Origin of the sequence: Bradyrhizobium dasycarpum (assembly GCF_042019905.1) — a bacterium.
In the GTDB taxonomy this organism is placed as follows: Bacteria; Pseudomonadota; Alphaproteobacteria; order Rhizobiales; family Xanthobacteraceae; genus Bradyrhizobium; species Bradyrhizobium japonicum_B.
On sequence record NZ_CP169574.1, the window covers coordinates 750,453 to 773,853 of the forward strand.

At 66.4% G+C, this 23,401-nt stretch carries 17 protein-coding genes and 3 pseudogenes; 10 read left to right on the forward strand and 10 right to left on the reverse strand.

Annotated elements, in window-relative coordinates; genetic code table 11:
* Positions 1–10: 10 nt before the first annotated feature.
* Complete coding sequence (locus ACETMP_RS03885; RefSeq protein ID WP_375159954.1) at positions 11–1,159, forward strand: ABC transporter substrate-binding protein; 1,149 nt, start codon at positions 11–13, stop codon at positions 1,157–1,159.
* A 22-nt stretch (positions 1,160–1,181) separates the two neighbouring features.
* Positions 1,182–2,357: a cytochrome P450 gene (locus ACETMP_RS03890; protein WP_375159955.1), complete on the forward strand. Its 1,176-nt coding sequence runs from the start codon at positions 1,182–1,184 to the stop codon at positions 2,355–2,357.
* On the opposite strand, the pseudogene ACETMP_RS03895 reads toward ACETMP_RS03890, so the two are convergent.
* Positions 2,354–3,146, reverse strand: a pseudogene (locus ACETMP_RS03895) (DNA-binding transcriptional regulator). The gene ACETMP_RS03890 and the pseudogene ACETMP_RS03895 sit on opposite strands and share 4 nt — an antisense overlap.
* Before the next feature lie 145 nt (positions 3,147–3,291).
* Here ACETMP_RS03895 and ACETMP_RS03900 point away from each other — a divergent pair.
* A complete protein-coding gene (locus ACETMP_RS03900) occupies positions 3,292–4,275 on the forward strand; it encodes a VOC family protein (RefSeq protein WP_375159956.1) in 984 nt (327 codons plus the stop codon).
* 27 nt (positions 4,276–4,302) lie between these two features.
* On the opposite strand, the gene ACETMP_RS03905 is transcribed toward ACETMP_RS03900, so the two are convergent.
* On the reverse strand, positions 4,303–4,965 hold the full coding sequence (locus ACETMP_RS03905) for a response regulator (protein ID WP_375159957.1): 663 nt from the start codon (positions 4,963–4,965) through the stop codon (positions 4,303–4,305).
* Positions 4,962–6,347: a histidine kinase gene (locus ACETMP_RS03910; RefSeq protein WP_375159958.1), complete on the reverse strand. Its 1,386-nt coding sequence runs from the start codon at positions 6,345–6,347 to the stop codon at positions 4,962–4,964. Before ACETMP_RS03910 ends, ACETMP_RS03905 begins: the two co-directional genes overlap by 4 nt.
* A 190-nt stretch (positions 6,348–6,537) precedes the next feature.
* Between ACETMP_RS03910 and ACETMP_RS03915 the strand changes: the two genes are divergently transcribed.
* A complete protein-coding gene (locus ACETMP_RS03915; protein WP_375159959.1) occupies positions 6,538–7,422 on the forward strand; it encodes a DUF2380 domain-containing protein in 885 nt (294 codons plus the stop codon).
* A gap of 75 nt (positions 7,423–7,497) precedes the next feature.
* Here ACETMP_RS03915 and ACETMP_RS03920 read toward each other — a convergent pair whose 3' ends face one another.
* From ACETMP_RS03920 to ACETMP_RS03930, 3 genes are read right to left on the reverse strand one after another with little or no spacing between them, the layout of a single operon-like run.
* On the reverse strand, positions 7,498–8,529 hold the full coding sequence (locus tag ACETMP_RS03920) for an L-idonate 5-dehydrogenase (RefSeq protein WP_375159960.1): 1,032 nt from the start codon (positions 8,527–8,529) through the stop codon (positions 7,498–7,500).
* A 20-nt stretch (positions 8,530–8,549) separates the two neighbouring features.
* Positions 8,550–9,317: a glucose 1-dehydrogenase gene (locus tag ACETMP_RS03925; RefSeq protein WP_375159961.1), complete on the reverse strand. Its 768-nt coding sequence runs from the start codon at positions 9,315–9,317 to the stop codon at positions 8,550–8,552.
* Between the two features lie 12 nt (positions 9,318–9,329).
* On the reverse strand, positions 9,330–10,529 hold the full coding sequence (locus ACETMP_RS03930; protein WP_375159962.1) for a mandelate racemase/muconate lactonizing enzyme family protein: 1,200 nt from the start codon (positions 10,527–10,529) through the stop codon (positions 9,330–9,332).
* A 194-nt stretch (positions 10,530–10,723) separates the two neighbouring features.
* Between ACETMP_RS03930 and ACETMP_RS03935 the strand changes: the two genes are divergently transcribed.
* Positions 10,724–11,485 carry a GntR family transcriptional regulator gene (locus ACETMP_RS03935; RefSeq protein ID WP_375159963.1) on the forward strand — a complete coding sequence of 254 codons (762 nt, stop codon included), beginning with the start codon at positions 10,724–10,726 and terminating at the stop codon, positions 11,483–11,485.
* Positions 11,486–11,512: 27 nt separating this feature from the next.
* Positions 11,513–12,877, forward strand: coding sequence for an MFS transporter (locus ACETMP_RS03940; RefSeq protein ID WP_375159964.1), 1,365 nt, complete (start codon positions 11,513–11,515; stop codon positions 12,875–12,877).
* A 69-nt stretch (positions 12,878–12,946) separates the two neighbouring features.
* Here the strand turns inward: ACETMP_RS03940 and ACETMP_RS03945 are convergent, their stop codons facing one another.
* The 4 genes and pseudogenes from ACETMP_RS03945 to ACETMP_RS03960 form a co-directional block, all read right to left on the reverse strand.
* The gene (locus ACETMP_RS03945; protein ID WP_257180467.1) at positions 12,947–13,183 is read right to left on the reverse strand and encodes a hypothetical protein; all 237 of its coding nucleotides are present in this window, start codon (positions 13,181–13,183) and stop codon (positions 12,947–12,949) included.
* Between the two features lie 130 nt (positions 13,184–13,313).
* Positions 13,314–14,564: an arsenic transporter gene (locus ACETMP_RS03950; protein ID WP_375159965.1), complete on the reverse strand. Its 1,251-nt coding sequence runs from the start codon at positions 14,562–14,564 to the stop codon at positions 13,314–13,316.
* A gap of 26 nt (positions 14,565–14,590) precedes the next feature.
* Positions 14,591–15,874 carry an MFS transporter gene (locus tag ACETMP_RS03955; RefSeq protein WP_375159966.1) on the reverse strand — a complete coding sequence of 428 codons (1,284 nt, stop codon included), beginning with the start codon at positions 15,872–15,874 and terminating at the stop codon, positions 14,591–14,593.
* Positions 15,875–16,097: 223 nt separating this feature from the next.
* Positions 16,098–18,576 (reverse strand): annotated as a pseudogene (locus tag ACETMP_RS03960) (PAS domain S-box protein).
* 219 nt (positions 18,577–18,795) lie between these two features.
* On the opposite strand from ACETMP_RS03960, the pseudogene ACETMP_RS03965 reads away from it, so the two are divergent.
* The 4 genes and pseudogenes from ACETMP_RS03965 (at position 18,796) to ACETMP_RS03980 (ending at position 23,393) form a co-directional block, all read left to right on the forward strand.
* Positions 18,796–19,873: pseudogene (locus ACETMP_RS03965) on the forward strand (putative zinc-binding metallopeptidase).
* Between the two features lie 193 nt (positions 19,874–20,066).
* Positions 20,067–22,082, forward strand: a complete 2,016-nt coding sequence (locus ACETMP_RS03970; protein ID WP_375159967.1) for an acetyl-CoA carboxylase biotin carboxylase subunit — start codon at positions 20,067–20,069, stop codon at positions 22,080–22,082.
* A 148-nt stretch (positions 22,083–22,230) separates the two neighbouring features.
* Positions 22,231–23,097, forward strand: a complete 867-nt coding sequence (locus tag ACETMP_RS03975; RefSeq protein ID WP_375159968.1) for an oxaloacetate decarboxylase — start codon at positions 22,231–22,233, stop codon at positions 23,095–23,097.
* Positions 23,094–23,393 carry an acylphosphatase gene (locus ACETMP_RS03980; protein WP_128918091.1) on the forward strand — a complete coding sequence of 100 codons (300 nt, stop codon included), beginning with the start codon at positions 23,094–23,096 and terminating at the stop codon, positions 23,391–23,393. The genes ACETMP_RS03975 and ACETMP_RS03980 overlap by 4 nt, the downstream gene beginning before the upstream one ends.
* The last annotated feature ends 8 nt before the right edge of the window (positions 23,394–23,401 follow it).

A 23,401-nucleotide genomic window follows, 5' to 3' on the forward strand; every position in this document is an offset into this window, starting at 1 on the left:
GGAGATGGCGATGCTGCGATCGATACTGGGCGTGTGCCTTGCGGTGCAACTCTGGGCCGCGCCGGGTTTCGCTGCCGATATCAACGTCGGCATCATCCTCTCGGCAACCGGCCCGGCCGCAGCGATCGGCAATGCCGAGCGCAACGGCACGGCTTTCGGCCCCACCGAGATTGCCGGCAGGAAGGTCAACTATCTCTTCCTTGACGAAGCCTCCGACAGCACCGCGGCGGTCAGTGCGCTGCGCAAGCTCTACCAGGAGAGCAAGATCGACATCCTGGTCGGGCCGACCTCGACGCCGGGCTCGTTTGCCGTGATCGACCCGGCGGTCGAATACAAGCTTCCGGTGATCACGCTTGCGCCCGTCAATGCCTTGGTGGCCCCGGTCGATGCCAGGCGGCGCTGGATATTCAAGACCACGACCAACGACGATCACGAGGCCGCGCCGCTGTTCGCGAACATGAAGAAGACCGGCGTCAGAAGGCTCGCGCTGATCGGCTTTGCCGATTCCTATGGCGATGCCTGGAGCAAGGTGAGCGCCGACATGTGCGCGGCCGCCGGGATCGAGCTCGTCGCCAACGAGAAATACGCCCGAACAGACACTACGGTCGTCGGGCAGATCCTCAAGATCATCGCAGCCCGGCCGGATGCGGTTCTGATTGCGGCCTCGGGCGCACCGGCGGCCCTTCCGCTGCTGCAATTGCGGGAGAAGGGATATGAGGGGCAGATCTACGGCACGCTCGGTGCCACATTCGGCGATTTCCGCAAGCTGACCGGCACGCAGGGCGACGGCATCTTCGTGCCGCTGAGCCCCGCCGTGGGCGCTGCGTCCTTCCCGGACGATTATCCCGCCAAGAAGGCGGCGCTCGAATTCATCCAGCGCTACGAGGCCAAGTTTGGAGCCGGCAGCCGCAACATCTTTGCAGGTTCTGCCTACGACGCGTTGATCCTGATCGAGCAGGCGGTGCCCGCGGCATTGAAGACGGGAGAGCCGGGAACCGCCGAATTTCGCGAAGGTCTGCGAAGCGCGATCGAGGGGCTCAAGGGCGTCGCGGGATCACGCGGCGTCTACAATTACGGACCGAACGACCACACCGGACTGGACCCGAGCGCGCTGACGCTGGGCAAGCTCGACAAGGGCGAATGGATTGCAGTGCGCTGAGCGGCAGAACGGAGCGGGGATCATGGCTGTCGCGGAATGTCCGGTCTATGACGTCGATCTCTACGCCGACGACGTCCTGCGCCAACCCTATCCGCACTATCGCGCGTTGCGCGATCTGGGTGCAGCCGTCTGGGTCCCGCGCAACGGGCTCTACGCGGTCGGCCGTTTCGAGGACGTCCGCGCAGCCTTGCGCAACCCCGGCCTGTTCTCATCGGCCCAGGGCGTTGCCGCCAACGATCATGTCAACGAGATGTCGCGAGGCACGACGCTCGCGAGCGATGCGCCGTTGCACGATCGCTTGCGGGCGATCATCGCGGCTCCCTTGCTGCCGGGAGCGCTGGAGCAGATCGGACCCGAGATCAGGAGGGAGGCGCGGCGGCTCGTCGAGGATCTCGTGAGCCGGGGGCAGTTCGACGCCGTGACGGATCTGGCGCAGCATCTGCCGCTGACCATCGTATCCAAGCTCGTGGGTCTGGAGGACTATGGACGCGGCAGCATGCTGCGATGGGCGTCAGCGACGTTCAACGTGCTCGGCGCGATGAATGATCGCGCCTGCGCGGCCATGACCGATGTGCAGGAGATGCGTCATTATCTCGGCGGCTCCGCCCTCCGCGATCACCTGCGGCCGGGCAGCTGGGGCGACAGGGTTTTCGCAGCCGCGGACCGCGGCGAGGTCGAGCCCGAGCGTTGCCCGGTCCTGATGCGTGACTATCTGGGACCGAGCCTCGACACCACGATCTTTGCGACGGCCAACCTGATCCTGTTGTTCGGCAAATATCCCGATCAATGGGATCTCGTGCGGCAGGACTCCGGCTTGATCCCGGGCGCGATCAACGAAGCATTGCGCCTGGAATCTCCGATACGGGGATTTACCCGCCATCTGACCGATGACGCGACGATCGGGGACGTTACCCTCCCGAAGTCAAGCCGCGTGCTGCTGCTCTATGCATCGGCCAATCGCGACGAGCGGAAGTGGCAGGATCCGGAGCGCTTCGATGTCCGTCGTCGCGCCAGCGATCATCTCGGGTTCGGCAACGGCACCCATATGTGCGCCGGCCTGCATCTGGCCCGGTTGGAGATGACCGCGCTTCTCGAAGTGTTGGTCGAGAAGGTCCGGCACTTCGATATCGGCGAGCCCGTGCTGGCGCTCAACAACGTGTTGCGGGGCCTCGCATCCTTGCCGGTGCGGGTGAGCTAGGGGTTGACGGGGATCGCCTCGGACGTATCGCGCATCGGGCCGACGAACTGCGCAATCGCGTCCTCGATCGCCAATGCCGAGCAGAATCCAGATGATGGAGATACAGCCGAACACCGCGCCGCCCCGCACGATCGGCACGGCGATCGAAGCGGTCTTCGCATTGTACTCTCCCTCGCTGCGGATGGCGTAGCCGCGCGATTGCGTCTCGGCGATCATGCGCTCGAGCCGACCGGTCTCGAGGAAGGGGCGGTCATCCGCCTCGTCGATGCGGCGCAGGTGATTGAGGATCAGCTCGCGCTCGTGGTCGGGGCAGGCGGCGAGATAGGCGCGGCCGGCCGAGGTGCGCAGCATCGGCAGGCGCTTGCCGATCATGCCACGGTCGATCGAGAGCGGGCTGCGTGCGTGAGTGGTCTCCTGCACCACCATCGCGGCGTTCTCGTAAGTCGAGAGATCGACCGGCCAGACCAGGGTCTTGCTGAGCTCGGCGAGATAGGGAGCCGCCGCCTGGCAGATCACCACGCCGGGATCGTAGCCGTCGCCCAGGCTCAGCGCCCGCCGGGTCACGCGAAACCGGTCATCGCTGGCGCTGCGGGCGATGTAGCCGAGTTCCTCCAGAGTTTCGAGCAGGCGATAGACGGTGGGGCGGGGCAGGTCGAGCGCGCGGGCGACGTCGCCGGCACGGATGCCCCCGGAGCGATTGACCTCCCGCAGCACGTCGAGCCCGCGCTTGAAGGCGCGGACGCCTTCCGACTGCCGCGGCACTCTCGGCCCCGTCCGCTCCTTGGACACTTCGCATTTCCTCCCTTGTAGTGCACGGTCCCGCGATTATCGTTGCGAGCGCGAAGCGATTGCGGAACGCCACCGTAGGATCGTGCGCGGCGGGTATCAAGTTCGCCGCATGGCGGCACACGCGATGCCTTCGGGAGGACTTTCGATGGAAATCATCGCGCTCGGCTATATTGGAATCAAGTCGTCGCAGCTCGATCAGTGGGGCCGGATGGCGACGGAACTGCTCGGCATGCAGCAGGTCGACCGTGGCGGCAAGATGCGCGCCTTCCGGATGGACGACCGCAAGCAGCGGCTGATCGTGGACGGCAGCAGCGATGCCGGGCTTGCTGTGATGGGGTGGGAAGTTCCGTCAAGCGCAGAGCTCGACCGCCTCGCCGGCCGGCTCGAAAGCCACGGCGTGAAGGTGACGCCTGGATCGCCCGCGCTCGCCGCGGAGCGGCACGTCACCGAGCTGATCTCGTTCGCCGATCCGGCGGGCAATCGGCTCGAGGCCTTCTGCAAGCCCGAGCTTGCCAGCGAGCCCTTCAGGCCGGGCCGGCCGATCTCGGGCTTTCGCACCGGCGCGCTGGGCATGGGGCACGTCGTGCTCAACGTGGAGGATGTCGAGCTGCTGTTGCCGTTCTACCGCGACGTGCTCGGCTTTCACGTCTCCGATTTCGGATTGAAGCCCTATGGGCTGTACTTTTTCCACGTCAACGGCCGCCACCACAGCTTTGCGATGGTCGGCTCCGGGCGCAAAGCGATGCATCATTTCATGGTCGAGCTTGGCAGCCTCGACGACGTCGGTCAGGGCTACGATCTGGCGCAGCTGGACGAGGGCCGTGTCGCCTACACGCTGGGCCGCCATACCAATGATCACATGACGTCTTTCTACGTGAACACGCCCTCCGGCTTCTTCATCGAATATGGCTGGGGCGCGCGCGTGATCGATCCCGAGACTTGGCAGCCGCACGAGACCTTCGACGGGCCGTCGCTGTGGGGCCATGAGCGGCTCCACATGCCGGAAGAGCAGCGCAAGCGATTGCGCGACATGCGGCTGGATGCAGCCGCGCGCGGCGTGCGTGTCGCCGATCCGCGCGTGCCGCCGCTGAACTGCGCATGGCTGGACCAGGTAGTCACGCGCGAATGATCGTGGCCACGTGCGGCGGCTGAACGATCAGGTCTCGCCGAGATCGGGCTCGGTCAGCAGGCCCTGGCGGAGCGCGAGGCGGACCAGCTCGATGTCGGAGCCGACGCCGAGCTTGTCCTTGATCAGCGAATGCAGGTTCGCCACCGTCTTGGGGCTGACGTGGAGCGTCGCGGCGATCTCGTCCGTCGTCTTCTCGGCGAGCAGCAGCCGCAGCACCTCGAACTCACGCGCGGTGAGGACGTCGGCGGCCGAGCTTTCGCCGCCGAGCCGGCTCAGCGCGAGCTCGTGGTCGATGTCGGGACTGATGGCGATCTTGCCCGCGAGCACGTCCATCACGGCGCGCACCAGCGTTTCCGGCGGGCTGGTCTTGGTGACGTAGCCCCTGGCACCGGCGCGGATCGCCTGCACGGCGAAGCCCGCATTCTGGTGCATGGTGAAGATGAGGATCCTGGCGCCCTTGTCCCATTGCCTGATCCGCCTGACGGCCTCGATGCCGCCGATGCCGGGCATGCTCAGATCCATGATGACGAGATCGGGAGACTCGGATTTGTAAAGCCGGTAGGCCTCGGCGCCGTCGGCCGCTTCGGCGATGACGCGCAGGCCCGGCTGCTTCTGGAGCACGGAGCGATAACCCTCGCGGACGACGGAATGGTCGTCGACCAGCAGGATCGACGCATCGGCCGCGCTCATGCCGCATGCTCCAGCACCTGCGGCCCGGTGGCGGCGAGCGGAATGACGACGCGCAGCGCCGAGCCGCCGTTGGGGCCGACCTCGAAGCTCATCCGGCCGCGCAAGGCCGCCACGCGCTCGCGCATGCCGAGCAGGCCCATGCCTGATTTGCTCGAGGCATCGCCGGGCCGGCCGTCGTCGTCGATGGCCAGCGCGATCTCCTCTCCGGCCACCGTCAAATGGACGCCGACCCTGGTGGCGCCGGCATGCTTGGCGGCATTCGTGAGCGCCTCCTGCACGATGCGGTAGAGATTGGCGCTGATCGCGGCGGGCAGGGTCTCGAACGCGCCGTCGAACTGGATCGTGAAGCGCGTCTCGCCGCGGCTGCGACCGTTCCAGCCGGCGACGAGGCCTTCCAGGCTCGCAACGAGGCCGAGCTCCTCGACGTCGGGCGGCCGCAGCCGGAACAGCGCGCCGCGCAGCGTCTCCATCATGCCGGTCGCGGTGCGCGCGATGCCGTCGCATTCCGACAGCAAAGCCGGGCAGTCCTGCGCCGCGGTGTGGCGGGCAGAGGAGGCCAGCGCGCGGATGGCGGCCAGCGACTGACCGAACTCGTCGTGCAGTTCGCGGGCGAGATGGCGGCGCTCATCGTCCTGCAGTGCGATCAGCTTGCGGGTCAGCTCGTTGCGTTCGGCCAGCGCGGTGTCGAGGCTTTCGGCGAGATGGTTGAAGCCGTCGCGGATCGCGGACAGCTCGGCGAGATCGAACGGCGGCAGCCGCGCCGTGAGATCGTTGGCCGCGATCCGATCGAGGCCGGTGCAGATCAGGCGGGTCGGGCGCAGCGCGCGCGCCAGCGCGGCATAGACCAGGAGGCACAATAGCGGCAGCGCGATCGCAAGCGCGATGGTCAGACGGCCGGCGTCGTGCCAGGCCTCCGCCGTCCGCACCGCCGGATCGACCGACACCACGGTCTCGCCGAGCTTGGCGCCGCGCACCATCACAGGCCGTGCCGCCTCGCGGCCCGGATCGAACAGGCTGCGATAGAAGGCCGCGAAGGCCTGCGGCGGCGGGCTCGCCGGGGCCGGCGCACCGCTGCAGAACCGCTGGAGCATCTCGCCGTTCGCACCGCGCAAAGCCAGGCACAGGCCCGGCGTCATCACATAGGCCGCGACGGGATCAAGGTTGGGAAAGTCCGAGCGCGCACCGGCCACCCATTGCATCTTGCCTTGCTGCAACTCCAGCGACTTCGCCACGATCGCGGCGACGCCGTCGATGCGGGCATGGGCGTCGCGGTCGGCGGCGATCAGGAAATAGGCGGAGATGACGGCGAAGCAGGCCGCGGTTATGGCGGCCACGCGCAACGTCAGACGGACCTTGAGATCGAATCTCGGGCGGTTCCACATCAGGGCACCTTGCGCGAACGGATTTGTCGCCTCGGCATTAAACGGCAGAACGCCGCCTGCGGAAAGCGCCAGGCGTTGCCGCAGTGCAACGTCGTGAGATTTTCCCGGGCCTCGGCGGGACGGTCCCCGTTGCAAGGGCTCGGGCTGGCCGCCGAGATTTCCCGATCGCGCCAAGTACGAGGCCCCGCTCATGCACGTCTCCCGGTCGATCCTTGCTGCCGTTCTCCTGCTCGTCCTGCCTTGCTCGCCAGCTGCCGCAGAGGCCGCCATTGGCGTTGCCATGGAGGATTTCAGCTATACCGACACGTCGGGCGAGCCGACCAACCAGATTGCGGCCCACGAACGGCGCCTTCAGGCGTTCATGGCCGCGCTCAGGCGGGATATCGGCGAGGGTGGGCGCTATCGGCTGGTGTCGTCCGCCCAGGACGGGGCCGCGTTCAAGGTCATCGGCGGCATCCAGAAGACCAGCACGCTGGTGCAATGGGCCAAGGTCGCGGTGATCGACGTCGGCGCCAAGAGGCTGGTGATGGACAAGCTCTACAGCTTCCGCGGCGACAATGATGAAGCCTGGGAGCGCGCCGAGATCTTCGTCTCGCGCGAGGTCATGGCTGCGCTGGCAAGTCCTGCGCCGGTCGCGCTGGCGGTGTTCGATTTCGAGCTCGAGGATACGACCGCAGCCTCGGTGGGCGCGTCAGCTGCCTCGGACGCATCGCACCTCGCGGAGGTCACCGGCGCCGTGCGCGAGGCGCTCGGCCAATCCGGCCGTTACCGCATCGTCGATGTCGGCCGCGAGGCGGCGACGGCGGGAGGCTTGCGCGACTGCGGCGGCTGCGAGGCGGCGATCGCGAAGGCGCGCGGCGCGGATCAATCGCTGATCGGCGTGGTGCGGCGGGTCAGCCGCACCGAATACACGCTCGGTTTCCAGCTGCGCGACGCCGGCACCGGCGCGGTGCTGGCGCGCGGCGACAGCGGCCTGCGCCTCGGCGCGGATTATTCCTGGAAGCGCGGCGCGGTTCGGCTGGTCAGCGACCGGCTGATCGACAGCCAGCAGGCCGGCGGCACTCAAGCACGATGAGAGTCATCGCTCCTTGGATTCCTGTTTGAGCATGATCTTATCGGAAAACCGGTGCACACTTTTCCGGATCACGCTCTAAAAAGTAAGCTGCACCTTCATCGATCGCGAGCGGTCGCTGGCGAGCTCGAAAGCGGCGACCGCGTTCTCGAACGGCATGGTGGCCGTGATCAGCGGCTTGACGTCGATCAGGCCTTCGCCCATCAGGCGCACGGCCAGCTCGAACTCGGGGTCGAAGCGGAAGGTGCCGCGCAACTGCAATTCCTTGGCCACGATGGAATTGATCGGCAGCGTCATCTCGCCGCCGAGGCCGAGCTGCACCAGCGTGGCGCCGGGCCTCAGCACGTCGAGCGCGGTGCGGAGCGCCGCCTGGTTGCCGGAGGCTTCGAACAGCGTGTCGAACACGCCCTTGCCGGCGCGCCAGGGATCGAGTGCGGCGGCATCGGTCGCGACGTTGATGGCGTGACTTGCGCCGAGCTTCCTGGCAACCGCAAGCGGCGCCTCGGCGACATCGGTCACCACGATCTCGGCCGCGCCGCCGAAGCGCGACACCAGGATCATCAACGCGCCGATCGGGCCGCAGCCGGTGATCAGCACGCGCTTGCCGAGCAGGGGGCCGGCCTGCTTGCCGGCGTGTAGGCTCACTGCCAGCGGCTCGGCGACCGCAGCTTCCGCGAGCGAGAGCTTGTCCGCGATCGGTACGGCTTGCGCGGCGTCGACCGTGATGAACTCACGGAAACCGCCTTGCACGTGGGGAAAACGCATCGCGCTGCCGAGGAAGCGCATGTCGAGGCATTGGTTGCGCATGCCCTCCTGGCAATGCAGGCACTGCCCGCAAGGTCTGCTCGGATTGACCGCAACGCGCGTGCCCGGCTTCACGCCGGTAACGCCGTCACCGACGGCGGCGACCACGCCGGCGATCTCATGCCCCAGCGCCATCGGCTGCTGGATGCGGACGACGCCGAAGCCGCCGTGATGGTAGTAATGCAAATCGGAGCCGCAGATGCCGCCATTGGCGATCTTGACGCGGACCTCGCCCGGGCCGGGCGCCGGATCGGGATACAGATCGATCCGCAGGTCCTTCGGTGCGTGGATGACGACGGCGCGCATGGGCTGCTCCTGGTTCGCGGTCACATCGCGGCGATCATGCCGCCATCGACATAGATGATCTGGCCGTTGACGTAGGTGGAGGCGTCCGACGCCAGGAAAATCGCGGCGCCCACCAGCTCGTCCGGCCTGCCCCAGCGTTTCGAGGGAATGCGGCCCATCAGCCAATTGTTGAACTCGGTGTTGTTGACCAGCGCCTCGTTCATATCGGTCAGCATGTAGCCGGGGCCGATCGCGTTGGCCTGGATGCCGTGCTGGGCCCATTCCACCGCCATCGAGCGCGTCAGGTTCCTGATGCCGCCCTTCGCCGCGGTGTAGGGCGCGATGGTCGGGCGGGCGAGCTCGCTGCCGAGCGAGCCGATATTGATGATCTTGCCGTGCTTGCGCGGGATCATGCGCTTGGCCGCCTCGCGGCCGATCACGAAGGCGCTGGTGAGGTTGGTCTCGATCACCTTGCGCCATTCGTCGGTGGTGAACTCCACCAGCGGCTTGCGGTGCTGGATGCCGGCATTGTTGACGAGGATGTCGACCGCGATGCCCTTTTTGTCGAAGTCGTTGAACGCGGCGAGGATGGCGGGCTCGTCGGTGACGTTGAACGCGGCGCCTTCGGCCTGATGGCCGGCGGCACGGAATTCGGCGACGGCCTGCTCGACTCGCTTGGGGTCGACACCGTTGATGATGATCCTGGCGCCGGCCTTGGCCATGCCCTCGGCGATGGCGCGGCCGAGACCGCGGGACGAGCCGGTCACGAGCGCGGTGCGGCCGGAGAGATCGAACAGGGAAGTGCTCATGTCGAGAGGTCCTTAGACGTTGGAGCGGCGCACGGTGAGATCGGAGCGGTCGAATACGGCGGGCAGAAGGTCGACACCGAGGCCGGGACCTTCCATCGGATAGACGAAACCGTCCCTGATGTCAGGCATCGTGGTGACGAGCTCATTGTACCAGCCCTTGTAGAAGGCGCGCACCGATTCCTGGATCAACGTGTTGGGCTGGCTGAACGACATGTGGATGGCGGCGATGAAGCCGATCGGGCCGATGCAATCATGCGGCGCGAAGGGCCGGTGATAGGTCTCGGCCATGGCGGCGATCTTGCGGCCCTCGGTGAGGCCGCCGGTCCAGCACAGATCGGCCATCACCACGTGCATGGCGTCGCGGTCGAGCATCTCCTTGTAGGGAAAGCGCGAGCCCAGCGTCTCGCTGGCGCAGACCCAGACGTCGGTCGAGCGGGCGTATTCGGCTAGCGCCTGCGGCGAGTTCATCCGGATCGGGTCCTCGTACCAGGTCGGCTTGTAGGGCTCCAGCGCGCGCGCGATCTGCTTGGCGGTCGGCAGATTCCACAGCGAATGGAGCTCGACCATGATCTCCATCCTGTCGCCGACGGCTTTGCGGATCTTCTCGAACGGCTCGATCGCCTGCTTCATCTGGGCGGCGGTGATGTAGAGACCCTTGTTCTCCTGCGCCGCCGGATCGAACGGCCAGATCTTCATCGCCGAGATGCCGCTTTCCAGCAGGCTTTCGGCCAGCGCGTCGGCGCGGTTCATGAAGCCGTCGAGGTCTTCATAGGGCCCCTTGGCGGCGCCGAGATTCCAGTTCGACACCGGGCTGATATTGGTCGAGCGGACATATTGCGTGCCGGCGCAGGTGTTGTAGATGCGCTGCTTGTCGCGGCAGAGGCCGCCAAGCATCTGGTGCACCGGCTGATTGCAGACCTTGCCGAACAGATCCCACAGCGCGATGTCGATCGCGGAGGCCGCGCGATATTCGACGCCGGTCGAGGACTGCGCCATCGGCAGGTTGAGCATGTCGCGATGGATGGCTTCGATGTGCAGGGGATTGCGCCCGAGCAGGCGGCCGGCAAAGGTGTCGTGGATCTGCGCCTCGACCGCGCCCGCGCCGTAGAACGTTTCACCGAGCCCGATCACTCCGCTGTCGGTGTGAATTCGTACCCAGATGACGTTGGAGAATTCCTCGGTGCGCAGGGTCTCGATCGACATGATCTTCACGGCAACACTCCTCCCGTCAGGCGCTTTAACGCCCTGTCGTTTGTCATTTTCGGGCCGCGCTCGGCAGCGGTGCGCGGCGGTGCAGTCTTACGCCCGCTTGTAATATATCACAACATGTTTTAGGGGTATCACAAACGGGGCGTACGGCGGCGAGTGCCCCTTGCAGCCCGAACGCGGGCGGACGGGAGGACGACATGGCACGGCGCAAGCGCGCGCTCGAGGTGGTGAGAGACGACGGCGAGGGCAGGCCCTCCCGGAGCAACCGTCTCAACTTCTTCGAGTTGGCCTATCAGAGGATCGAGGAGCTCCTGGTTCATTGCGAGCTCAAGCCCGGCCAGTTCATGACCATGCAGGATTTGCAGCAGATCACCGGATTCGGCCGCACGCCGGTGCATCATGCCGTCAATCGTCTGTCCGCCGACACGCTCATCATCATCCGTCCGCGCCACGGCCTGCAGATCGCGCCGATCGATCTGGCGCGCGAGCGCATGCTGCTGGGCCTTCGCCGCGACATGGAGCGCTTCGTGATCCGCCTCGCCGCCGATCGCGCCAGCCTTTCGCATCGCAATCAGGCGCTGCACATCGAGCGGCTGCTGCGTGAGCGCCGCGCCAATCTGATGCTCGACGAATTCAATCATATCGACCGCCGCATCGACGCGCTGGTGCTGGAGGCGGCCGGCGAGCCGTTCCTGGTGCATACGATGCGGCCGCTGCACACGCTGTACCGGCGCATCGGCTACATCCACCACCGCTTCATGCCGGGCCAAGCCGATCTGTCAGGCACGATCGACCGTCACCTGTCCATTCTCATCGCGGTGGCCAACCGCCGCGTCGAGGACGCGGTGAAGGCGAGCGATGCGCTGATCGACTACATGGGCGAGATGTTCACGGGCATGGAGGCGGGGATCGATCCGCGCCTGCTCGATTGCAGCATCGAGCCGCTGCTCGGGGCGTAGAGAGTTTCGAAGAGAGGAACCAAGAAAATGTCAACGATGGCGGTGCCACAACCGACCGCGAGCGAAGCCGCGGTCCGCTACCTCATCACCAATTACAGCCCCAAGGGCAACAAGGTCGGCTGGCTGATGATGGCCTCGATCCTGGTCGAGGCCTGGGACCTCTATTCGATCGCCTTCGTGCTGATCTTCATCAAGGAACAGTACAACCCCACCGCACTGATGCTCGGCCTTGCCGCGGCGGGCACGCAGGGCGGCGCGCTGATCGGCGCGCTGCTCGGCGGCTGGCTCTCCGACAAGATCGGCCGCCGCGTCATGTTCCTGGCCACGATGGTGCTGTTCATCGTGCTGGCGCTCGCGCAGGCCTTCGTGCCCGATATCACCTGGCTGATCGTGATCCGCTTCCTGCTCGGCATTCCGCTCGGCTCGGACATCTCGACCGGCTACACCTACATCATGGAATCCATGGCCAAGGGTGAGCGCGAGGTCATGGGCAACCGCTGGCAGTTCATGTTCGCGGTCGGCGAGGTCCTCACCATCGGCGTCATCGTGATCTTCCTCCTGATCGACATGAATCACGAGCTGCTGTGGCGGGTGACACTCGGCCTCGGCGCGGTGCCGGCGCTGATCATCCTGATCATGCGGCACGACGTGCCGGAGACGGCGGTATGGCTGGTGCAGAAGGGCCGCTACCGCGAGGCCAAGCAGGTCGCGCGCGAGATGTTCAACGACAATCTCGACATGCTGCCGGACCGGGACGTCGAGGTGCCGAAGGTCTCGACCCGGGCATTCCTTGCCGATCTCAGGAAGGATCCGATCCGCTGGCGTGCGACGATCTACGGCTGGATCGCCTGCTTTGTGCAGGCCAGCGAGTTCTCGACCTTCGCGTTCTATCTGCCGGTCCTCTTCGTCATGGTCGGCGTGTCGAGCGTGCTCGGCATCAATCTGGTGACGATGGCGCTGTTCTCCTTCGCCGCGTTGTCGGGCTGGGTCGGTCCGCTGCTGACGCCGAAGATCGGTCACCGCGGCATCTCGATCGCGGGCTTCTCGATCGTGCTGGCCGCGCTGCTGGTCGCGGCTTTCGCGCTCTACACCGACAACACGATCCTGCTGCCGTTCGCGGCCGCTGCGATGCTGTGGGGCCATTATTGGGACGCGTCGAACTGCATGACGATCCCGACCATGGTCGCCAGGCCCAAATATCGCGGCACCGCGAGCGGCTTCGCCTACATGTTCGTGAAGCTGCCGTCGTTCCTGGCGATCTTCCTGTTTCCGACGGTGTTCGCAGCGATCGGCCAGGCCAATGCCACGCTGATGGTCGCGATCTTTCCGCTGATCGGATTGCTTGCCGCGATCTTCATCCTGCCGGAGGTCTACGGCTACGAAAACGACTGAGAAGGGCGGCCCGGTCGCGGCGTTATCGCCGCGATCGGGAGACGTTTTCCGGAAGCTGCGCGCCGGCGACTACGGACCCAGGAAGACCGGATCGATTCCCGTGCCATGACCGAGCAGGCCGATCGCCTGAAGCTGGGCGGAGTGGAGGTCGATCTCCACGATGGCGAACAGGGTGAACAGCACCAATGCGGAGATGACCAGCAGGGGGTGGGCGGTCTCGGCGCCGCTCTCGCTCGATGCGGTGAAGCTCCGGATCGCGCGGCGCAGAAGGGAGCTCCGCGGCAACGCCTTCGATTGGATCGGCATGATGAACCTTCCTTATCGCGCGATATCGACCTGATTTGCGCGACACTGGATTCTTAGCCACGGCGTCGCCACCGGCATTGACGCACCGCAAATAGCTGCACTTCTTTTCGAAAGCTTCGTCCAGCCCGCCTTACCTGATGGCCGCCGCCAAGGCGGCGATCAACGCGGGCGGCGTCACCAGCAGACCGAGCTTGAGGAACGGCCAGGCGCCGACCTCGATCTTTTCCCGGCGGAGCGCGACCAGCCAGAGGATGGTGGCGAGCGATCCGGTCACCGACAGGTTGGGGCCGAGGTCGACGCCGATCAGGATGGCGCTGACGACCGGTGCGGGCAAATGATCGCTGGCGGCGACCGAGCTGGCGACGAGGCCGACCGGCAGGTTGTTGGCGATGTTGTCGGCGAGCGCGGTCGCGATGCCGACGCTCCAGGCTGCCTGGGGGACCGATTGCGCCACCGCCTGGTGCAGCAGCGCGCTGAGCTGCGCGATCACGCCGGTCCTGATCAGCGCCTCCACCATGACGAAGAGCCCGCCGACCAGCGGCAGCACGCTCCAGGACACGCCCCGCAGCACCGGCAAGGGAGACTGCCGGCTGAGCAGCAGCACGATTGCGGCCGTCACGCCGCCGCAGATGAAGGTCGGCAGGCCCAGTTGCTTGTCCAGCGCCGACGCCGTGACCAGCACGACGCCGATCGCGACGATGCCGACAGCCGTCAGCTTGCCGCCGCGGCCGAGCTTGGGATGCGGCACGCTGCGGGCGATCGTCTCCTCCTTCAGCGCGCGGTGCTGGGTCAGGCGCAGGACCACGTAAGTGAGCAGGATCGAGGCCGCCGAGGGCAGGGCGAACAGGCGCAGCCATTCGGTCAGGTGCGGCATGCGCGCGCCGAACACGACGAGATTGGCCGGGTTGGAGATCGGCAGCACGAAGCTCGCGGCATTGGCGATGAAGGCGCAGACGAACAGATAGGGCAGCGGCTTTGCGCCGGCCGCGCGCGTCGCGGCATAGACGGCGGGCGTCAGCACGATCGCGGTGGCGTCGTTGGAGAGCAGCACCGTCACCAGCGTGCCGACGAGATAGATCAGCAGGAACAGCCGCTGCGGCGAGCCGGCCGCATATTCCACCGCGAGCGCGGCGAGATAGTCGAACAGGCCCTCGAGCCGCGCCAGCTCGGCGATCAGCATCATGCCGATCAGGAAGAGGTAGACGTCGAGGCCTTTCTCGATGCCGGTGAGCGCGTCCTGCCATGGCAGCAGGCCGAGCAGCACCAGCGCGCTCGCGCCGATCACGGCCCAGACCGCCTCGGGCAGGCGAAACGGACGAATGATGACGCAAGCGGTCGCGACAGCGATGATGCTCCAGGCCCAGATGGCGTCAGACGGCACGGTTCAGTTCTCGAATGAGGTTGGATTCATTCGGCAGCGATAACCGATGCCGGCGCCGCTGTCTTCCCCCGCGGGCGCGGATCGCCATCGCCGCTTTGCCGCGTCTCGGGCAAGGCCAGGAGGCAGATCACGGCGCCGATCGCCGCCACGGCGCCGAGGGTGATGAATGCTGCGCTGTAGCCCGCACCGACCACGACCAGGCCCGCCAGTGTCGTCGATAGCGCTGCACCAATGCTCTGGGCCGTGATGACGGCGCCCTGTGCGACGTTGAAGCGGCCGGTGTTGCGCATGAGGTCGGCGACGATGACGGGAAATATTGCCCCGAAAATGCCGGCGCCGACGCCATCCAGCAGCTGCACGCCGACCAGCCAGAACGGATTGTCGGAGAGCGTATAGAGGGCACCGCGGACCGGCAGGATCAACAATGCGGCAAGGAAGAACCGCTTGTGCCCCCAGCGGTCGGCCCGTGCGCCAACCAGCATCGCGAACGGCACCATCACCACTTGCGCCGCAACGATGCACGCCGACATCAGGCTGGTGCCGATGTTCTTGTCCTGGAGCGCGAGCTTTTGCCCGACCAGCGGCAGCATCGCGGCGTTGGAGAGGTGAAACAGGACAACGCAGATCGCGAAGATGAGCAGCGGGCGGCAGGTCAGGAGCACGCCAAGGCCCGAGGGTTGTTCGGGTGCGCTGTTGATAGGAGAGTGGTGCAGTCCGCGCGCCAGATCGTGGTCGATGGCCCGTTCGGGGATCGCCAGGATGCTGACGAGGCTCGCGATCGCCATGGCGCCGAGAAGGTAGAACACGACGGTCGGTCCGAACCAGTAGGCGGTGAGGCCGGCGATGCCCGCCGCGACCGCGTTGCCGGCGTGGTTGAAAGTCTCGTTGCGGCCGATGCGCCGGGTAAACGCGGCATGCCCGAAGATGCCGAGGGAGACGGCGGCGATCGCCGGCGGGAAGACCACGGCAGCGGCTTGCGCGATGCCTTGCGAGATCATCACCGGCAGGAGGTTGGGGAACAACGGCAGCGAGAGCGAGGCGAGCGTCACCAGAATTGCGGCGGCCGCCATCACCAGCCGCTTCGCCCGTGTGGCGTCGACCAGTGCGCCGGCCGGCGTCTGCGCGACGATGCCGGCAAGCGTTGCGATCGACATCACGAGGCCGATGCGAGCCTCGTTCCAATGCTGCTCGGTGAGAAGATGGACCGCGAGATAAGGGCCGAGCCCGTCGCGAACGTCGGCGAGGAAGAAATTGGCCGCGTCCAGCGCACGGCCGGCGCGCCTCGCCTCGTCGGGATTTTCGCTGGACATCGGTTTCTCGATCGTCGTTGTGTGGATCGCGACCCGCCAAACACTCGACTGTCGTCCCGGACAAGCGCAAGCGCAGATCCGGGATCCATAGCCACAGGATGAAGTTGGGCGAAGATTGTCGGCTACCAGCTCACGCTACAACGTCCGTCTGGTAGTATGGGTCCCGGATCGGCGCGCGCTTTTTGCGCGCTTGTCCGGGACGACAGCGCGTTTTGATGCACATTCATCGCGCAACGGATAGCTTCTCCGTGATCGCCTTGCGCAGGATGCGCGACAGCGATTCGACCGAATAGGGCTTCTGGATCAGTTCGAAACCGCGATGGGCGTTTTCGGCGAGCACGTTGCTGTAGCCGGAGGTGAGCACTACGGGTAGGCCGGGATAGCGCTCGCGGATGATGCCGGCGAGCTCGACGCCGTTCATGCCGGGCATGATGACGTCGGAGAAGACGAGGTCGACGGCGAATTCGTTCTCGCCGAGGATGGCGAGGGCCGCGTTGGCGTTGGCGACGCGGCGGACGACATAGCCGAGATCTTCCAGCAGCTCGGTCGAGAACTGGCCGACATCGTCATTGTCCTCCACCACGAGCACGCGGTAGCCGCGCCCGGTGGTGGCGGCCTCATGGGTCAGCGCCGCGGCTTTCCTTCTCGGCGACAGGGCTGTGGGCTTGCGGCAGGTAGATGGTGAAGGTCGCGCCCTTGCCTTGCATGCTCGTCACCGCGATGTCGCCCTCGGACTGCTTCGCGAAGCCGAAGGCCTGGCTTAGGCCGAGGCCGGTGCCCTTGCCGACCTCCTTGGTGGTGAAGAACGGCTCGAAGATCGATTCGAGATGCTCCGGCGCGATGCCGCTGCCGGTGTCGGCGACGGAGATGGCGACGTAATCGCCGCTGCGCGCAGACTGCGCGCGCAGGCTGGGGATGCCAGCGACCTTGCGCACGGCGATGGTGAGGCGGCCTTCGCCGTCCATGGCGTCGCGGGCGTTGATGGCGAGGTTGATCAGCGCGGTCTCGAACTGGGCGATGTCGGCGACGGTGAAGCAGTCGGCGTCGTCAATCTCCACCGCGATGTCGATCCGGCCGCCGACCAGCGGCCGGACCAGTTGCGCGACGGCCTCGACCTGGCTGCCGACGTTGAAGATCTGGGGTTTCAGCGGCTGCCGGCGCGCGAATGCCAGCAGCTGCGCGGTCAGCTTGGAGGCGCGTTCCACCGTCTCGGAGATGGCATCGACATAGCGGCGGCGACGCTCTTCCGGCAGCTCGCGGCGTCGCAGAAAATCGGTGGCCGAGCGGATGATGGTGAGGAGGTTGTTGAAGTCGTGCGCGACGCCGCCGGTAAGTTGGCCGATCGCCTCCATCTTCTGCGACTGCCGCAAGGCTTCCTCGCCGCGGCGGCGCTCGGTGATGTCGACGGCCTCGGGCACCGCGCCGGTGATGTTGCCGTGACGGTCGAGCACGGGGCGCATCCCGAAGTCGAAATCGCGCTCGCCGATGGGAAGGCGAAGGCGCATCTCGAGCCGCACCGCTTCGCCTTTGAGCACGGCGTGGAAAGCCTCGCGCACGGTGGCGCTCATGCCGTCGGTGCCGGTGAACCAGGGCGTGTCCCAAAACGGCTTTCCGATCACGTCCGCGGCGCTGGCCCTGATGCCGTCGAGCGCGGTGCGGTTGGCATAGAGCAATTCGCCCTCGAGGTTGACCAGGCCCTGATATTGGTTGCTGGTGGCCAGGATGGCGCGGAGCCGGGACTCGTTGGACTCGAGCTCGGCAGTGCGCTCGGCGATGCGCTGTTCCAGCGTCTCGTTGAGTTGTCGCAGCTCGATCTCGGCCTGCTTGGCGACGGTGATGTCGTGGGCCACGCCGATGAAGCCGATATGCTTGCCGGTGGGGTCCCAGCGCGGCTGCGATTCCGAGCGCAGCCAGCGCCATTCGCCGCTGGCGTTCCTGTAACGCGCTTCCAGCACGAAGGGCTTGAGCGACGCTTCGCCCTGGACGGATTGCTGCAGCACGTGCGGCAGGTCGTCGGGGTGCAGCACCTTGCGCCAGTCGAAGTCGATGGCCTGGTCGTAGGGCAGGCCGACGAAGTCGACATAGGCCTGGTTGGCGAAGGAGCGCTTGCGGTCGAGCTTGGTCACCCAGATCGGCACCGGTGCGCTGTCGGCGATCAGGCGGAAGCGCTCCTCGCTTTCGCGCAGAGTCTCGCGGGCGTGCATCTGGTCGGTGATGTCGATATGGGCGCCGACGAGGCGGACGGCGCGGCCATCCTTGTCGCGTTCGATCTTGGCGACGACCCGGATCCAGCGGGTCTCGCCGTCATTGGGGCGGATGATGCGGTATTCGGCGGTGTAATCTTCGCTGGTGCCGGCGAGCGTATCGATGAAGTGCTTGACGGCGGCGTCGCGGTCGTCGGGATGGAGACGATTGACCCAATCCTCGTGCGATTCCTCGGCCGCTTCCGGTGGCAGGCCGTGGATGATCAGATACTCGGGTGAACGGCGATTCTTGAAGCCCTCGCGGAAGTCGACCTCGACGCCCCCGACCTTGCCGATGCGCTGGACGCGCGCCAGCTCGGCCTCGCGCTCCTGGAGTGCGCGATAGGCATTGTCGCGCTCGCGCGCGACGTCTTCGAGGTGTTGACGCAGCCTCTCGGCGGCGATGGTCTCGGGCAAGGGATCGTTCAAGGCATCGGCCGTTGTCATGCGGGAGCGCACATGCCGGAGCGATATTCACACAGACGGAGCGTGATGGCCATTGCTACGAGGCAGCGCCTCGCGGGAAAATGTGACTTGCGCGGACCGGAAGGACTGCGTCATGCCAATGCCCAATCTGGCAATTTGTTCCAGAGACTGGAACGATCGGCCGGCGGACGCGTCGTCGCGAGGCGCAATGAGCAGCTTCCATGAAGCTCTCCTTTCCAAAGAGGCTAAATCTTGAAGCTCTTTCTCTGCCAGGCCTGCGGCAACGTGCTGTATTTCGAAAATCGCGCCTGCGAACGCTGCGGCCATCAGGTCGCGTTCCTGCCCGATCAGGAGACGATGTCGGCGATCGAGCCGGACGGCGAAGCCTGGAGGATGCTGGCCAGCAAGGGCGAAAGCCGGATGCTGTGCCGGAACGCCGAATACGACGCCTGCAACTGGCTTACCGACGCGGGCGATGCCACCGGCTATTGCCGCGCCTGCCGCCACAACGGGATGGTGCCGAACCTCTCGGATCCGGCCCAGCTCGCCGGCTGGCGCGAGCTGGAGGTGGCGAAACACCGTCTGTTCTATTCCCTGATCCGCTGGAAGCTGCCGCTCCGGACGCGGCAGGAGGACCCCGAGCATGGGCTGATCTTCAATTTCCTCGCCGACGATCCAAACAGCGGCGAGAGGATCCTGACTGGCCACGACAACGGTCTGATCACGATCGCGCTCACCGAAGCCGATACCATCGAGCGCGAGCGGCGCAGGCCTCGAGATGGGCGAGCCGTACCGCACGCTGCTCGGGCATTTCCGCCACGAGGTCGGGCACTATTTCTGGGACGTGCTGGTGCAGGGCGGCGGCAAGCTCGAGGAATGCCGCGCGGTGTTCGGTGACGATTCCATCGATTACGGCCAGGCCCTGCAGCGCCATTATGCCGAAGGCCCGCCGCCGGACTGGCAGCAGACCTACGTCTCGGCCTACGCCACCACCCATCCCTGGGAAGACTTCGCCGAGACCTGGGCGCACTATGTCCACATCGTGGATGCTCTGGAGATGGCCGGCGAGTTCGGCATGGAGGTGCGCCCCAAGGTCGACCGCGACGGGGAGTTGACGGCGCGCATCCGCTTCAACCCCTACGAGGCCAGGGATGTCGAGGCGCTGGTCAACGCCTGGCTGCCCTTCACCTTCGCCATGAACAGCGTCAACCGCGCCATGGGCCTGCGCGACCTCTATCCCTTCATCCTGTCGCCTGCGGTGGTCGGTAAGCTCGGCTTCATTCACGGCCTGGTCCGGGACGTGGCCAAGTCCGCGTCGAGGCCGGGTTAGGCGTAAGGCGGCCGCGGCCCGCCAGCCCGTTCCCAAGCCGGTTTCGGTCTTGCGCTGGTACGCCAGGGCGGGCCGGATTTAGACCGTTGCCTCCGGCCCATTTTGATGTACCACGGAAGCCACACGGCCCGTCCCGCATAGGCCCCAACGGTCAGGGAAGGGTCCCGCCCAAGGTCGAGACTCAAGAAAAAGCATGTTCAAACGCATTCTGATCGCCAATCGCGGCGAAATCGCCTGCCGGGTCATCAAGACCGCGCGCCGTATGGGAATTCAGACGGTTGCGGTCTATTCCGAGGCCGACCGCGACGCCCTCCATGTCGAGATGGCCGACGAGGCCGTGCTGATCGGCCCGCCGGCGGCTGCCGAGAGCTATCTGGTGATCGAGAAGATCGTGGAAGCCTGCCGCAAGACGGGCGCGCAAGCCGTGCACCCCGGCTACGGCTTCCTGTCCGAGCGCGAGGCGTTTCCGCGCGCGCTGGAGGCGGCCGGGATCGTCTTCATCGGTCCCAACCCCGGCGCGATCGCGGCGATGGGCGACAAGATCGAGTCGAAGAAGGCGGCCGCGAAGGCCAAGGTCTCGACCGTGCCCGGCTATCTCGGCGTCATCGAGGACGGCAACCACGCGGTCAAGATCGCCGACGAAATCGGCTACCCCGTCATGATCAAGGCCTCCGCAGGCGGCGGCGGCAAGGGCATGCGCATCGCGAATTCGAAGGCCGAGGTCGCCGAAGGCTTCAATCTCGCCAAGGCCGAGGCGAAGGCCTCGTTCGGCGACGACCGCGTCTTCGTCGAAAAGTTCATCGTCGACCCCCGCCACATCGAGATCCAGGTGCTGGGCGACAAGCACGGCAACGTGATCTATCTCGGCGAGCGCGAATGCTCGATCCAGCGCCGCAACCAGAAGGTCATCGAGGAGGCGCCGTCGCCGCTGCTCGACGAGGCCACCCGCCGCAAGATGGGCGAGCAGGCGGTCGCGCTGGCCAAGGCCGTGAACTATGATTCCGCCGGCACCGTCGAGTTCGTCGCCGGCCAGGACAAGAGCTTCTATTTCCTGGAGATGAACACGCGCCTTCAGGTCGAGCATCCCGTCACCGAGCTCGTGACCGGCATCGATCTCGTCGAGCAGATGATCCGCGTTGCGAGCGGCGAGAAGCTCGCCATCGCGCAGAAGGACGTCACGCTGACGGGCTGGGCGGTGGAATCCCGCCTCTATGCCGAAGATCCGTTCCGCAACTTCCTGCCCTCGATCGGGCGGCTCGTGAAGTATCGCCCGCCGGCGGAAGCGAGCCAGGACGGCATCACCATCCGCAACGACACCGGCGTGCAGGAGGGCGGCGAGATCTCGATCCACTACGATCCGATGATCGCCAAGCTCGTCACCCACGCGCCCTCGCGTGCCGCCGCGATCGAGGCGCAGTCGACCGCGCTGGATTCGTTCTATGTCGACGGCATCAGGCACAACATCCCGTTCCTGTCGGCCTTGATGCATCATCCGCGCTGGCGCGAGGGGCGGCTGTCGACCGGCTTCATTGCCGAGGAATTCCCCAAGGGGTTTGCGGTGCGCGTGCCGGAAGGCGAGGTCGCACGGCGCATCGCCGCGGTCGGCGCCGCCATCGATCACGTGCTGGGTGAGCGCAAGCGGCAGATCTCGGGCCAAATGGGCGGCCGCGTCGTGCAGCGCGAGCGGCGCCGCGCGGTCTGGCTCGACCGCCAGGAGATCCAGCTCGAGATCGCGCGCGAAGGCGAGGCCATCGCGATCCGCTTCATCGATGCCAACGGCAAGGCCGGCAACGCGCATCTGCTGGTCTCGCCATGGAAGCCGGGCGATCCGGTCTGGCAGGGCACCATCGACGGCCACCTCGTCGCGGTGCAGGCGCGCCCGATCCCGAACGGTATCCGCCTCGCGCATCAGGGTGTCGAGGTGCCGGTCTATGTCTGGACCGAAGCGGAGGCGACCTCGGCGCGGCTGATGCCGGTGACGACGGCCTCCGACAGCGGCAAGAAGCTGCTCTGTCCGATGCCCGGCCTCGTGGTCTCGATCGCGGTCAGCGAGGGGCAGGAGGTCAAGGCCGGCGAGACGCTGGCGGTGGTCGAAGCCATGAAAATGCAGAACGTGCTGCGCGCCGAGCAGGACGGCACGGTGAAGAAGATCCACGCCAGTGCCGGCGCGACGCTGGCGGTGGACGCGCTGATCCTGGAGTTTGCGTAAGAGCGCTTCGGGCACGACAGAAGACCCTCACCCTGAGGAGCCGCGTCTTCGCGGCGTCTCGAAGGGCGAGGCCACCAGCCGGGCCTGCATCCTTCGAGACGCGCGCAAGAGCGCGCCCTCAGGATGAGGAATTTGGAGTGAGGCATCCATGGCCTTTCGTTCCCGCCGCGAGAAACTTCGCGCCATCCTGGCGGGCGCAGCTTGCGTCCATCCCGGCTCGGTCTACGACGCCATCTCGATCCGCATCGCCGAGGATCTCGGCTTTCCGCTCGGCATGTTCGGCGGTTCGGTTGCCTCGCTCGCCGTGCTCGGCGATCCCGATGTCACGCTGATCACGCTCACCGAGCTTGCCGAGCAGATGCGGCGGATGTCGCGCGCCGCAACACTCCCCGTTCTGGTCGATGCCGATCACGGCTACGGCAATGCGCTCAACGTGCGCCGCACCGTGCAGGAGCTGGAAGCGGCGGGCGCCGCCGGCCTCACCATCGAGGACACGCTGCTGCCGGCTGCCTTTGGCGAGGCGAAGACGCAGCTGATCTCGCTCGAGGAGGGCGTCGGCAAGATGAAGGCGGCGCTCGGCGGCCGCAGCGATGCCTCGCTGGTCATCATGGGCCGCACGGGAGCGCCCTCGATCACCTCGCTCGACGACGCGATCCGCCGCGCCAACGCTTACGAAGCCGCCGGTGTCGATGCGCTGTTCTTCACCGGCATCAAGTCGCGCGCCGAGCTCGAGGCGGTGAGCGCTGCGACGCGCCTGCCGATCGTGCTCGGCGGGGCGCCCGAGGACTTGAGCGCGCTCGATTACCTCGCGGGTCGGCGCGTCCGCATCGCGCTCCAGGGTCATGCGCCGATCGCGGCCGCGACACAGGCCGTGTACGAGACCCTGAAGGCGCTCCTCGAAGGTGCGTCGCCGAAAAATCTCAAAGGGCTCGCATCGTCGGAGCTGACGGCCCGTGTCATGCGCGAGGCCGATGTCCGGGCGCGCGGCACCGACCTCCTCGGACTGAAAAAATGAGCCGGGCGATTCTCCAGGTGATGATCCGCGGGCGCGTGCAGGGCGTCGGCTACCGGGCCTGGGTCGAGTATCAGGCGACGGCGAGCGGCCTCGAGGGGTGGGTTCGCAATCGCCGCGACGGCAGCGTGGAAGCGCTGTTCGCCGGCACGCCGAAACACGTCGCCGACATGGTCGCCCTGTGTCGCCACGGCCCGCCATCCTCGCGCGTCGACAGCGTGACGAGCGAGACCGCCGGTGCGGATGAGCTGAATCTGCGCCGGGCAGGGGAAGCGTTTTCGGTCCTGCCGACGGTGTAGGTGCTTGC